The organism is Tsukamurella hominis (assembly GCF_965137015.1).
GTDB lineage: Bacteria > Actinomycetota > Actinomycetes > Mycobacteriales > Mycobacteriaceae > Tsukamurella > Tsukamurella hominis.
The window spans coordinates 404,686-417,378 of record NZ_CBCRZG010000001.1; the positions used below are offsets into that span (position 1 = coordinate 404,686).

Sequence of the window (12,693 nt, forward strand, 5' to 3'; positions counted from 1 at the left end):
ATTTTGGTACTTCAGTATCTGTATGGCGCGCCCTACGGTCGAAGCCATGGAAGCTTTCGTCTACACCGCCGCACGCACGCCCTTCGGGCGGTTCGCGGGTGCCCTCGCGGGCGTCCGGCCCGACGACCTGGCCGCGACCGCGATCCGCGCCGTCCTCGACCGTGCGCCGGCCCTCGGCGCGGGCGCGGCGGTCGACGAGGTGGTCTGGGGCAACGCCAACGGCGCAGGGGAGGACAACCGCAACGTCGGTCGGATGGCCGCGCTGCTCGCCGGGGTCCCCGTCGGCGTGCCCGCGGCCACGGTGAACCGCCTGTGCGGCTCCGGCCTGGATGCCGCGATGATGGGCAGCCGCGCGATCGAGACCGGCGACGCCGACGTCGTGCTCACCGGCGGCGTCGAGTCCATGACCCGCGCCCCCTGGGTGCTGCCCAAGAGCGCCAAGCCCTTTCCCGCCGGCGACGTCACCGCGGTGTCCACCACGCTCGGCTGGCGGCTGGTCAACCCCGCGATGCCGACCGAGTGGACCGTGAGCCTCGGCGAGGCCAACGAGCAACTCGGCGAGAGGTATTCCGTCTCCCGGGAGCGGCAGGACGCGTTCGCGGCGCTGTCGCACCGTCGGGCCCACGCGGCGTGGGAGGAGGGCTTCTACGACGACCTCGTGGTCCCCGTCGACGGGCTCGAGCGCGACGAGAACGTCCGGCCCGGGTCCACCGCCGAGAAGCTGGGGGCGCTCAAGCCCGCCTTCCGCGCCGACGGGACCATCACCGCGGGCAACGCCAGCCCGCTCAGCGACGGCGCTGCGGCGGTCCTCCTCGGCTCGCGCGCGGCGGCGGAGACGATCGGGCTCGACCCCGTCGCCCGGATCGCGGGCCGCGGCGCCGCGGCGCTGGAGCCCCAGCTGTTCGGGTACGCCCCGGTCGAGGCGGCGAACAGGGCCCTCGCCCGCGCCGGGATCTCCTGGGACGAGGTCGGCGTCGTCGAACTCAACGAGGCCTTCGCGGTGCAGTCGCTGGTGTGCGTCGACGCGTGGGGGATCGACCCCGCGATCGTCAACCCCTACGGCGGCGCCATCGCGCTCGGGCACCCGCTCGGCGCGTCCGGCGGACGCCTGCTCGGCACCCTCGCGAAGGCCCTGCGGCAGCGCGGCGAGCGCTACGGCGTCGCGGCCATCTGCATCGGCGTGGGCCAGGGCCTCGCCGTCGTCCTGGAGAACGTCTCGGAGAACACGGAGGCAGACGCATGAGCACGGCAGTGGTGCACGGAACCGTCGACGACGCCGTCGCGGGCATCGAGGACGGTTCGACGGTCCTGATCGGCGGCTTCGGCCTGGCGGGCATGCCCTTCGACCTCATCGACGCCCTCATCCGGCAGGGCGCGACCGACCTCACCGTGGTCTCCAACAACGCCGGCAACGGCGACGTCGGGGTCGCGGCGCTGCTCGCGGCCGGCCGCGTCCGCAAGGTCGTCTGCTCCTTCCCCCGGCAGAGCGACTCCTACGTCTTCGACGAGCTCTACCGCGCGGGAAAGGTGGACCTCGAGGTCGTCCCGCAGGGCAACCTGGCCGAGCGGATGCGCGCCGCGGGCGCGGGCATCGGCGGCTTCTACTGTCCGACGGCCGTCGGCACGCCGCTGGCCGAGGGCAAGGAGTCCCGCGTGATCGACGGGCGCACGTATCTGCTCGAGTTCCCGATCCGGGGCGACTACGCGCTCATCGCCGCCCACCGATCCGACCCGTGGGGGAACCTGCTCTACCGCAAGACCGCCCGCAACTTCGGGCCCGTCATGGCGACGGCCGCCGCGACCACGATCGTCCAGGTCGAAGAGGTCGTCCCGCTCGGCGCGATCGATCCCGAGGCGGTCGTCACGCCGTCCATCTACGTCGACCGGATCGTTCCGGTCGCCGCTCGGCACTACACCGTGGAGGGTGCACGATGACCACGCAGCAGCGCATGACGATGGACCGGCTGGCCGCCCGCATCGCGAGCGACATCCCGCGGGGCGCGTTCGTCAACCTCGGCATCGGCCAGCCCACCAAGGTCGCCGACCACCTGCCGGACGAGCGCGAGGTGGTGCTCCACACCGAGAACGGGATGCTCGGCATGGGGCCCACGGCCACGGGCGACGCCGTCGATCCGGACCTCACCAACGCCGGCAAGGTGCCCGTCACCGAGAAGGCCGGCGCGGCCTACTTCCACCACGCCGACTCCTTCGCCATGATGCGCGGCGGGCACATCGACGTGTGCGTGCTCGGCGCCTACCAGGTCTCCGAGCGCGGCGACCTCGCCAATTGGCACACCGGTCGCGAGGGCGACATCCCCGCCGTCGGCGGCGCGATGGACCTCGCGATCGGGGCGAAGCAGGTGTACGTGATGATGTCGCTGTTCAGCAAGTCCGGCGAGTCCAAGCTCGTCCCGGCCTGCACCTACCCGCTCACCGGGCTGGGTTGCGTCAACCGGGTCTACACCGACGTCGCGGTCTTCGAGACCGGACCCGACGGCGTCCGCGTGCTCGAGACCTTCGGCACGAGCCTCGACGAGCTCCGGGACCTGCTGCCGGTCACCCTGCTCTGACCGCGTACCGCGGCCTCTCGTACCGCTGACCCGGGCGTCCGGCACCGTCGTGAGACGGTGCCCGCGCGCGTCAGTTCTTGGCGACGCTGTCGCCCGTGCGGCGACCCGACGTGAACGCGAAGACGGTCCCGTCGTCGCCGACGGTGACCAGCTCGCCGTCGGGCCCGATCGAGACGCCCGAGGCGGACTTCACCGAGTCCGGCAGGTCGAAGGTGCGCAGCGTGGTTCCGGTGTCGGTGCGGAACTCGATGAGCTGCGACTGCACGGCCGCCCAGGACCGGACCACCGCGTAGCCGACGCCGCCGCGGATCTGCGTGGCGGGGGAGACCATCGCGACGTCGGTGCGCTTGAAGGCCTCGCGCACGCTCGTGCCCTCGTCCTTGAGCGCGACGAACGAGGCGCGGTGCAGGCCGGGCGCGGCGGGGATGATCGTCCCGTCGGGCGAGACCGATGGGGGCAGCGTGCTCTGGTACCCGAGGTCGTGCGTCCACTTCGTGGCGCCGGTCTTCGCGTCGAGTGCGGCCAGCTTCTCGCCCCGCAGGTTCACGTACAGCGTCGACCGGTCCGCCGACAGCGCGGGCGAGCCGATCGCACCGTCGGGCAGGTCCGCGCGCTCCCACGCGTACCGCAGGTCGTGCCGGTCGCCGCCGTTCTTGTCGTAGTCGACCGCCATCACCTTCGACGGTCCGCCCTTCGCCCCGACGACGACGAAGGCGCGCTCCGCCTGCGTGTCGACGGCGGGCGGCCCGGACACCGGGCACCCGGGGCCGTTGGTCGCGCAGTCCTCGAGGCCGGCGCCGTTGGCGTTGGCCGAGACCTGCGGGAACAGCCCGATCGCGGCGCCGGCGGCGTCCCCGTCGTGGGTGTCGACGAGAACCATCTGGCCGAGGTGCGTCACGGCGAGCACGGTGTTGTCGCCGGCGAGCTTGATCCACAGCGGGGTGCCCGCGGTGGGGTAGCGCCAGCGCACCTGGTTGTCCGCGTTGAAGCTGTACACCCAGCCGGGGATGCCGAGGTAGGTGTAGTCGAACTGGTCCACCAGAGGGGCCTGCAGGTCGGCGCCCGCGGCGTCGCGACGGCAGTAGGTCTTGCGGCCCACGGTGAGCTCGAGGTTGAACGTGCTGCAGCCCGTCTCGGTGCGGGCGGTCACGGACACGATGCCGCGGTTGGAGATCGCGGGCTGCACGGTGTTGGGGCCGACCAGGTCCCGGTTCCAGGCCGGCACCAGCGAGGACGCGGCGTCCTTCTCGGCGTAGGAGTTGTTGCGCGAGTCGCCGTACATGCCGGGCCAGGAGGCGGAGTCGTCGGCGTACACCCAGGTGTTGTCGGGCGTGCAGGAGACCAGCACCGCGGCGGCGGCCACCGTCGCGCCCAGTGTGAGCGCGCGCCTACCCAACCGCATGTGTCTCCCTCGACTATCGACTGCCACGATCGCCCCACAGACTAGCGCGGCGGCGGTACCGGACCGGCGGGGCGCACCCGCCGGATAGGCTCCCCGGCATGACGAGCATGTGGAACGCCCCGTATCGGTCGCGGTGGCGGCACGCGCGGCAGGCCGATCAGCAGGCGCGATTCCTCACGCCCGCATCGCTGCGCTGGGTCCTCAAGAACAAGGCGTACACGCCCTGGTACCTGGTGCGGTACTTCCGCCTTCTGAAGTTCCGGGTGGCGAACCCGCACATCGTCCTCAAGGGCATGGTCTTCCTCGGTAAGAACGTCGAGATCCACGCGACGCCCGGCCTCGGCCGGATGGAGATCGGCCGCTGGGTGCACATCGGCGACTCGAACAAGATCCGCTGCCACGAGGGCTCGCTGCGCATCGGCGACAAGTCGGTCTTCGGTCGCGACAACGTGGTGAACTGCTACCTCGACATCGAGTTCGGGCCCGCCTCGCTCGTCGCCGACTGGTGCTACATCTGCGACTTCGACCACAAGATGGACGACATCCACATCCCCATCAAGGACCAGGGCATCGTCAAGGGCCCCGTCCGCATCGGCGGCGACACCTGGGTCGGCACCAAGGTCACCGTCACCCGCAACACCCTCATCGGCCACGGCACCGTGCTCGGCGCGCACGCCGTGGTGCGCGGGGAGATCCCGCCCTATTCGATCGCGGTGGGCTCGCCCGCGAAGGTGGTCAAGAACCGCAAGGACATGTGGGACGCGAACGTCGCCGAGCGCGCCGAGCTCGAGCGCGCGCTCGCCGACATCGAGCGCAAGAAGGCCGAGGCCCGCGGGCTCCCCGCGGAATGATCCACGCGGTGCGCCCACCGACGATCTACAGCACGTAGAACGGGCGGGCGTAGCGGAACCGGCCCCGCACGTCCGGGGTGTACGCGCCGAGCGTGCGCACCATGAACGAGTCTCCGGACCACTCCGCGACGTCGGGCTCGATGCCGACCTCGGTGCCGGGGACGAAGCCGAAGCGCGGGTAGTAGTCCTTGTGGCCGAGCAGCGCGACGAGCCGCTCGCCGAGGGCGTCGGCGGCGCCGAGCGCGGCGAGGATCAACGCCGAGCCGGTGCCCTGGGCCTGCACCTCGGAGCGCACGCCCAGCGGCCCCGCGGCGAGCACTGGAGTCTCGCCGACCGCAGCACGGGTGAGGCAGACGTGGCCGATCACGGCGCCCTCGTCGTCCTCGGCGACGAAGGAGAGCTCGTCGATCCAGGCACCGCTGAGCCGTAGCGCCTCGACCAGAACGACCTCCAGCGGCTCCGTGCGCCCGGGCGGCGTCATGGGGGCGAACGCGCTCCGGTGCACGTCCGCGACCGCGGCGTGATCCTCCGGCGTCTCGTTACGGATCAACACGTCCGGCCCCGATCGTGGATGGGAAGAAGGCCGAACGGTCGTACTGTCATGAATCGACCGTGCCACAGGATTCGCGATGATGCACATCGCGCAGGTCGGGAGCCCGGGCGGAACTAGAGCGGATTCGTGGGGTCGCGCTCGGGGAGCGGCCGCTCGTCGATCACGCGCCGCCCCAGCGGGGTGCGCGGACGCCGCTTCGCGGCGAGGTAGACCTGCGTCGTCTCGCGGGCGACGGCCTCCCACGTGAGCTCCTCCACCTCGGCGCGCGCTGCCGCAGCCCACGCGTACGACGACGCCGGATCGTCGAGCAGGGCGCGGATCGCGGCAGTGAGGGCGGGCACGTCGGCGGGCTCGACCGACAGGCCCGTCTCGCCCGTGCGAATGAAGTCCGCCAGGCCGCCGGCGGTGGTCGCGATGACGGGGATGCCCGTCGCGGCACCCTCGAGCGCGACGATGCCGAAGGGCTCGTAGCGGGACGGGATCACGAGGGCGTCGGCCGAGTGCAGCTGCGCGACCAGCTCCTCGTGGTCCAGCGCGCCCGTGAACTCGACGGCCCGCAGCACCCGCTGCTCCCGCGCGACCTCGCGCAGCCACGTGGCCTGCGTCCCGTCGCCGGCCACCGTCAGCGTGGTCCCGGGGTGCGTGCGGCGCACCCGGGCGAGCGCGGCGATGAGGTCCTGGACGCCCTTCTCGTACTCCAGCCGGCCGACGTACAGCAGACGGGGCGCGCCCCGTCGGGCGGCGGTGCGGGACCGGTCCCGGTAGCGCCAGGCGGTGGCGTCGATGCCGTTCGCGATGGTGTGCAGCTGCGCGAGGCCGGGTCCGAAGAGGCGGTTCACCTCGTCGGACATCGAGCGCGAGCAGGTGATCACCGCATCGGCCTCGTTGGCGAGCCACCACTCGGTGGAGTGCACCTGCCGGTTCACCGGCCCGGAGACCCAGCCGCTGTGCCGACCCGCCTCGGTGGCGTGGATCGTCGCGACGAGGGGAGCGTCGAATGCCTCGGCGAGGCCGACGGCCGCGTGCGCGGCGAGCCAGTCGTGGGCGTGCACCACGTCGGGCACCCAGGGCCGGCCGACGGTGCCGGCGCCGTGCAGGGCGTCCTCGCCGGCGGTCGGGTTGTACCCGGCCAGCCGCAGGCCCGCCCGGAGCATGGAGTGCCCCATGGACAGCACCCACGGCATCATGTCGGTGCCGAAGTCGAGGGCCAGCGGATCCTCGGCCGCCATGATGACGCGGATCCCGTCGACCACGGCGTCCGAGGTGGGGTGGCTGCGCGGGTCGGTGCCGGTGGGCTGCCGCGAGACGACGACCACCTCGTGGCCCTGGTCGCGCAGCTGCAGCGCGAGGTGGTGCACATGGCGGCCGAGGCCGCCCACCACGACGGGCGGGTACTCCCAGGAGACGAGCAGGACGCGCATGTCAGAACCCTCCCAGCGGCGCGGGGAGGCGCCGGGCGTCGAGGCCGGGGAACGGATCGTCGGCCAGCCGCCAGGTGCGGGCCAGCGCGACGGCGCGGGCCTCGTCGCCGCGCTCGGCGGCCTCGGCGATCTCCCGCAGGGCGTGGGCGTGCTTGTAGGCACGGTCGCGGGCGTACGCCGCGGCGGTGTCCTTGGAGACCATGAACGGCCAGTCGGACTGCAGGCACAGGAGTGCCTCCTGCAGTACCTGGTCACTCACCACGTCGCGCGTGCGTCCGGCCCGCTTGTCCAGGACGCGCAGCACCGTCGTGGTGATCTCCTCGTTGAGCTCGACGAACTCGCGCACGAGCGGGCCGTCCCAGACGTGCCAGTCCTTGCCCGAGCCCCACGAGCTGGCCGGGATCTCGCGGGCCGCGCCCACGTACCCGGCCTCGGCGGCGGAGCGCAGGGTGCCGACGCGGACGCCGGCCTCCGGCAGGGCGCGCAGGACGCGCTCGAGCCAGATCGGGCCCTCGTACCACCAGTGGCCGAAGAGCTCGGTGTCGAAGGCGGCGACCACGAGGGCGTCGCGGCCGATGCGCGTGCTCTCGGAGCGGACGCGCGCCACGACGGTGTCCACGAAGTCGGCGACGTGCTTGTCGATCGCGGCGTCGGCGCGCGCGGGGTCGTACGGGGCCTTGTCGGCCTCGGCGACGTTCTTGCCGGTCACCCTGCTCGGCTTGAGGCCGGTGGCGTGGTCGTGGGCGTAGAAGTCGCGGTAGGCGGCGTGGCCGGGGTACCCGGACTTGGGCGACCACACCCGGTAGCTCACGGGCAGGTCCCGGCCGAACGCGAGGACGGAGGACTCGCCGACCGGGCGCGCGAGGGCCGTATCGCCCCCGAGGGTGGGCCCGTCGACCATGAAGTGCGTGACGCCCGCGGCCTCGTAGCCGGTCTCCATGCCGGGCTTGTAGGCGCACTCGGGCGCCCAGATCCCGGTCCGGGCCGGGGAGCCGAGGCGGGACGTGCCGTAGGCGAGGCCCTCGCGTAGCGACAGCTCGCGGAGGCGGGGGTGGAGCAGAGGCTGGAAGGGGTGCGCCAGGGGGCCGCCGAGGAGTTCGACGGTGCCCGCGTCGGCGAGCCGGCGCAGCACGGGTGTGCCGCCGTGGCGCCAGCGGGTCTCGAACAGCTCGAGCGCATGCGCGGCGTTGCGGTGCTCGCGCGCGCCGAGTTCGGCCGCGGCGGGGCGGCCGGAGAGGGCGGCCTCGTGGGCGCGGAGCTGCCAGTTGCCGAGGTAGTGGTGCATGGCCTCGAGGCAGTACGGGTCGTCGAGCTGCGCGGCGAGCACGGGGGTCACGCCGAGCGTGAGCTGGTCGGTGCGGCCCTCGGCAGCGAGCCGGTCGAGCATCTCCGCCATCGGAAGGTAGGAGGCCGCCCACGACTGGTACAGCCACTCCTCGCCGACGGGCCACGCGCCGTGGTGGGCGAGCCACGGCAGGTGGGAGTGCAGGACGAAGGCGATCATCCCGGGCTCGCGCCCGGCGGTCACGGCTTCCTCGCGTAGAAGAACAGGTCGAGGCTGTCCGGGGCGTCGGCGCGCAGGTCGAAGTCCTGCGCCGCGACGGCGGCGACGTCGTTCGACAGCTCGTCCGGCCAGGGCTCGCCGGCGAGCGAGCGCTCGATCTGCGCGTCGATGAAGCTGCCGCCGTGGCGGCGGTCCAGCTCTGCCAGGCGCGCGCCGTGGTACACGCCGAGCTTCTCGGTGACCTCCAGCCCGGCGTCCTCGAGCAGCTCGACCAGCTCCGCCGAGTTGAGCTCGCGGGTGTGGAAGGGATTGAGCGGCGTGTCGCGGCCGGGGGAGAAGGTGACGCGGTTGGGGGTCGAGATCGCGAGCTCGCCGCCCGGGCGCAGGACGCGCGCCACCTCGCGGAGGAACTGCGGCTGGTCCCACAGGTGCTCGATCACTTGGAAGTTGACGACGGCGTCCACGGACGCGTCGTCCAGCGGCAGCTCCGCGAGGTTGCCGTGCAGCATGGTCACCGCCGGGTACGCGGCGCGCACGTGCGCGACGGCCGCCTCGTCGTAGTCGAGGGCCGTCACGCTCGCGCCGCCGTCGGCCAGCATCGCGGCGCCGTAGCCCTCGCCGCTGCCGGCCTCGAAGACCGACTTGCCGGCGTAGCGGTCGACGACCGCGAGGTAGGCGATCTCGTGCCGGCGGAACCAGTAGTTCTCCTCGGGGATCCCGGGAACGGTTCGCTCGCCGGTCAGGGGCAGCGGGTCACACATTCTTCTCAGCCTAGTCGTCGACGGGGGTGGGCCATCCCACATGGACAGTTACCGTCCGGTAACTTACTCTGGCGTTAAACAGTGTGGTGAGGCGGTGCTACGTTCTACTCGCAGAGACTGCGGTGGGGACGATTTTCCGTACCTCGCGGCAGTGTGAGAATGTGCCCTACGAGTATCCCGATCATCGATGGAGGTCGACGAAGACCAATGACGAACGTAGTCGTACTGATCAAGCAGGCTCCCGATCCCGGGTCCGAGCGCAAGCTGTCCGATGACTTCACGGTCGACAGGTCGATCGACCCGTGGCTCGAGGAGATCAACGAGCGCGCCGTCGAGGCCGCGCTGCAGATCAAGGAGGCCCACGGCGGCGAGGTCACCGTCCTGACCGTCGGCCCCGCTAGCGCCACCGATGCCATCCGCAAGGCGCTGTCCATGGGCGCCGACAAGGCCGTCCACGTCCAGGACGACGCGATGCACGGCTCGGACGCGATCCAGACCTCCTGGGTCATCGCCCGCGCGCTGGGCACCATCGAGGGCGTCGAGCTCGTCATCGCCGGTAACGAGGCCACCGACGGTCGCGTCGGCGCCGTCCCGGCCATCCTGGCCGAGTACCTGGGCCTGCCGCAGCTGACCCACATGCGCACGCTGGTCGTCGACGGCGACTCGCTCAAGGGCGAGCGCGAGACCGACGAGGGCATCTTCGAGCTCGAGGCCTCGCTCCCGGCCATCGTCTCGGTCAACGAGAAGATCAACGAGCCCCGCTTCCCCTCCTTCAAGGGCATCATGGCCGCGAAGAAGAAGGAGATCAACGTGCTCTCCCTCGCGGAGATCGGCGTGGAGCTCGACGAGGTCGGCGGCGCGAACGCCGGCACCACCGTGACGGCTGTCACCCCGAAGCCGCCCAAGGAGGCGGGCGAGAAGGTCGTGGACGAGGGCGACGGCGGCGACAAGGTCGCGGCCTTCCTCATCGGCCAGAAGATCATCTAGGACCCCTCGAATCCCCTCATAAGGAGAGAAGCCGTTATGGCAGACGTACTCGTCCTCGTCGAGCAGGTCGACGGGAAGCTGAAGAAGGTCACGGCTGAGCTGCTGACCGCCGCCAAGGCGCTGGGTGAGCCCGCCGCCGTCGTCGTGGGCGCCCCCGGCACCACCGACGCCGTCGCCGAGCAGCTCAAGGCCGCCGGCGCCGCCAAGATCTACCGCGCGGAGTCGGCCGAGGCCGACACCCACCTGGTGACCCCGAAGGTCGGCGTGCTCGCCGAGCTCGCCGAGAGCCAGGGCGCCGCCGCGATCCTCACCGCCGCCACGTTCGAGGGCAAGGAGGTGGCCGGCCGCGTCGCCGCGCGCCTCGGCTCCGGCCTGATCGCCGACGCGATCGCCTTCGGCCCCGGTGGCACCGCCACCCACTCGATCTTCGGTGGCGCGTTCACCGTCGAGGCCACCGCGGGTGGCGACACCCCCGTCGCGTCGCTGCGCCCCGGCGCCGTCGAGGCCGACGGTGTCGCCGGCGCCGGTGAGATCGTGGACGTCGCGGTCCCGGCCGAGGCCGAGAACGCGGTGAAGGTCATCTCGAAGCAGCCGATCCAGGGCGGCAACCGTCCGGAGCTCACCGAGGCGTCGATCGTCGTCTCCGGCGGCCGCGGCGTGGGCTCGGCCGAGAAGTTCTCGGTCGTGGAGGAGCTCGCCGACTCGCTGGGTGCCGCTGTCGGCGCCTCGCGTGCCGCCGTCGACTCGGGCTTCTACCCGGGCCAGTTCCAGGTCGGCCAGACCGGCAAGACCGTGTCGCCGCAGCTGTACATCGCCCTGGGTATCTCGGGCGCCATCCAGCACCGCGCCGGCATGCAGACCTCGAAGACCATCGTGGCCGTCAACAAGGACGAAGAGGCCCCGATCTTCGAGATCGCCGACTACGGCATCGTGGGCGACCTGTTCGACGTCGCCCCGCAGCTCACCGCGGCCGTCAAGGCTCACAAGGGCTGATCGCAGCACGCTGTACGCGAGCCCCGTCCGGATCCGTCCGGGCGGGGCTCGTTCGTCTTCGCTACCGTGGGGAGAGGACCCCGCTTCCGCCCGACGTTCAGTCCGACGGGCGCGAACGGTCCTGAACGACAACCACATACGCGGAGGAGAACAGCCATGTCCGAGAACGCGAACTTCACCACTGCCGATTCGGGAGCGCCCGCCGGGAGTGACGAGCTCTCGTTGACCGTCGGCGCCGCCGGCCCCATCGCCCTGCACGACCACTACCTGATCGAGCAGATGGCGCAGTTCAACCGGGAACGGATCGCCGAACGCCAGCCCCACGCCAAGGGCAGCGGCGCCTTCGGCACGTTCGAGACGACGGGCGACGTCTCGCGGTTCACGTGCGCGGAGGTGTTCGCGCCCGGCGCGAAGACGGAGATGATGGCCCGGTTCTCGACCGTCGCGGGGGAGCGGGGTAGCCCCGACACCTGGCGCGACCCGCGGGGCTTCGCCCTGAAGTTCTACACCTCGGCGGGCGTGTACGACATGGTCGGCAACAACACCCCGGTGTTCTTCATCAAGGACCCGATGAAGTTCCAGCACTTCATCCGCTCGCAGAAGCGCCGCGCCGACAACAACCTCCGCGATCACGACATGCAGTGGGACTTCTGGACCCTGTCGCCGGAGTCGGCGCACCAGGTCACCTGGTTGATGGGCGATCGCGGTATCCCGAAGTCGTGGCGGCACATGAACGGCTACAGCTCGCACACGTACCTGTGGGTCAACGCCGAGGGCGTGAAGCACTGGGTCAAGTACCACTTCGTGTCGGACCAGGGCGTCGAGACGCTCACGCAGGACGAGGCCGATCGGCTGGCGGGGGCCGACGGTGACTTCCACGTGCGCGACCTCTTCGACGCCATCGCCCGCGGCGAGCACCCGAGCTGGACGCTCAAGGTCCAGCTGATGCCCTTCGACGACGCGGCCGACTACCGGTTCAACCCGTTCGACCTGACCAAGGTGTGGCCACACGCCGACTACCCGCTGCAGGAGGTCGGTCGGATGACATTGCACACCAACCCCACCGACAACCACAGCCAGATCGAGCAGGCGGCGTTCGAGCCCAGCAACATCGTCCCCGGTATCGGATTCAGCCCGGACAGGATGCTGCTCGGTCGTGTCTTCGCGTACGCCGACGCGCACCGCGCGCGGCTCGGCGCGAACTACAAGCAGATCCCCGTGAACCGGCCGCGCACCGAGGTCCGCAGCTACTCCAAGGACGGCGCGATGCGAATCGAACCGGTCCGGGATCCGGTGTACGCCCCGAACTCCAAGGGCGGCCCCGCCGCCGACTACCCCGGGCAGCCCGAGCCGCAGTGGGCGGCCGACGGCGAGCTGGTGCGGGCGGCGTACGTCGCGCATCGTGAGGACGACGACTGGGGCCAGGCCGGCACCCTGGTCCGCGACGTGATGGACGACGCGCAGCGCGAGCGGCTGGTGTCGAACGTCTCGGGCCACCTGCTCGACGGGGTGAGCGAGCCCGTGCTCCAGCGCGCCTTCGACTACTGGCGCCGGATCGACCAGGGGATCGGGGAACGCATCGAGCGTGCCGTTCGCGAGGCGCAGGGCTGACGTCACCGACGGGGCCGGGGGTGGGCGCGTCCGCGTCTAG

Annotated in this window: 12 protein-coding genes; 7 read left to right on the forward strand and 5 right to left on the reverse strand. The window is 71.5% G+C overall.

The window, feature by feature from the left end; genetic code table 11:
• Positions 1-46 precede the first annotated feature (46 nt).
• From ACM9LD_RS01980 to ACM9LD_RS01990, 3 genes are read left to right on the forward strand one after another with little or no spacing between them, the layout of a single operon-like run.
• On the forward strand, positions 47-1,243 hold the full coding sequence (locus tag ACM9LD_RS01980; RefSeq protein WP_415675119.1) for a thiolase family protein: 1,197 nt from the start codon (positions 47-49) through the stop codon (positions 1,241-1,243).
• Positions 1,240-1,935, forward strand: a complete 696-nt coding sequence (locus ACM9LD_RS01985; RefSeq protein WP_415675120.1) for a 3-oxoacid CoA-transferase subunit A — start codon at positions 1,240-1,242, stop codon at positions 1,933-1,935. The genes ACM9LD_RS01980 and ACM9LD_RS01985 overlap by 4 nt, the downstream gene beginning before the upstream one ends.
• The gene (locus ACM9LD_RS01990; RefSeq protein ID WP_415675121.1) at positions 1,932-2,570 is read left to right on the forward strand and encodes a 3-oxoacid CoA-transferase subunit B; all 639 of its coding nucleotides are present in this window, start codon (positions 1,932-1,934) and stop codon (positions 2,568-2,570) included. The genes ACM9LD_RS01985 and ACM9LD_RS01990 overlap by 4 nt, the downstream gene beginning before the upstream one ends.
• 70 nt (positions 2,571-2,640) lie before the next feature.
• Here ACM9LD_RS01990 and ACM9LD_RS01995 read toward each other — a convergent pair whose 3' ends face one another.
• Positions 2,641-3,972, reverse strand: coding sequence for a PQQ-binding-like beta-propeller repeat protein (locus tag ACM9LD_RS01995; protein ID WP_415675122.1), 1,332 nt, complete (start codon positions 3,970-3,972; stop codon positions 2,641-2,643).
• A 98-nt stretch (positions 3,973-4,070) separates the two neighbouring features.
• On the opposite strand from ACM9LD_RS01995, the gene ACM9LD_RS02000 reads away from it, so the two are divergent.
• Complete coding sequence (locus tag ACM9LD_RS02000; RefSeq protein ID WP_415675123.1) at positions 4,071-4,823, forward strand: acyltransferase; 753 nt, start codon at positions 4,071-4,073, stop codon at positions 4,821-4,823.
• Positions 4,824-4,848: 25 nt separating this feature from the next.
• Here ACM9LD_RS02000 and ACM9LD_RS02005 read toward each other — a convergent pair whose 3' ends face one another.
• The 4 genes from ACM9LD_RS02005 to ACM9LD_RS02020 all read right to left on the reverse strand — a co-directional run bounded on the left by ACM9LD_RS02005 (position 4,849) and on the right by ACM9LD_RS02020 (position 9,062).
• Positions 4,849-5,376 carry a GNAT family N-acetyltransferase gene (locus ACM9LD_RS02005; protein WP_415675124.1) on the reverse strand — a complete coding sequence of 176 codons (528 nt, stop codon included), beginning with the start codon at positions 5,374-5,376 and terminating at the stop codon, positions 4,849-4,851.
• A gap of 113 nt (positions 5,377-5,489) precedes the next feature.
• Positions 5,490-6,797 carry a glycosyltransferase family 4 protein gene (locus ACM9LD_RS02010; RefSeq protein WP_415675125.1) on the reverse strand — a complete coding sequence of 436 codons (1,308 nt, stop codon included), beginning with the start codon at positions 6,795-6,797 and terminating at the stop codon, positions 5,490-5,492.
• 1 nt (position 6,798) lies between these two features.
• Positions 6,799-8,301 carry a 1,4-alpha-glucan branching protein domain-containing protein gene (locus tag ACM9LD_RS02015; RefSeq protein ID WP_415675234.1) on the reverse strand — a complete coding sequence of 501 codons (1,503 nt, stop codon included), beginning with the start codon at positions 8,299-8,301 and terminating at the stop codon, positions 6,799-6,801.
• Between the two features lie 20 nt (positions 8,302-8,321).
• Entirely contained in the window at positions 8,322-9,062 is a 741-nt protein-coding gene (locus tag ACM9LD_RS02020) for a class I SAM-dependent methyltransferase (RefSeq protein WP_415675126.1), read from the reverse strand.
• A gap of 207 nt (positions 9,063-9,269) precedes the next feature.
• Here ACM9LD_RS02020 and ACM9LD_RS02025 point away from each other — a divergent pair, with 207 nt between their 5' ends.
• The 3 genes from ACM9LD_RS02025 to ACM9LD_RS02035 all read left to right on the forward strand — a co-directional run bounded on the left by ACM9LD_RS02025 (position 9,270) and on the right by ACM9LD_RS02035 (position 12,653).
• Complete coding sequence (locus ACM9LD_RS02025; RefSeq protein WP_415675127.1) at positions 9,270-10,049, forward strand: electron transfer flavoprotein subunit beta/FixA family protein; 780 nt, start codon at positions 9,270-9,272, stop codon at positions 10,047-10,049.
• Positions 10,050-10,085: 36 nt separating this feature from the next.
• Entirely contained in the window at positions 10,086-11,042 is a 957-nt protein-coding gene (locus ACM9LD_RS02030) for an electron transfer flavoprotein subunit alpha/FixB family protein (RefSeq protein WP_259142582.1), read from the forward strand.
• A gap of 156 nt (positions 11,043-11,198) precedes the next feature.
• Entirely contained in the window at positions 11,199-12,653 is a 1,455-nt protein-coding gene (locus ACM9LD_RS02035; protein WP_415675128.1) for a catalase, read from the forward strand.
• Positions 12,654-12,693: the final 40 nt, after the last annotated feature.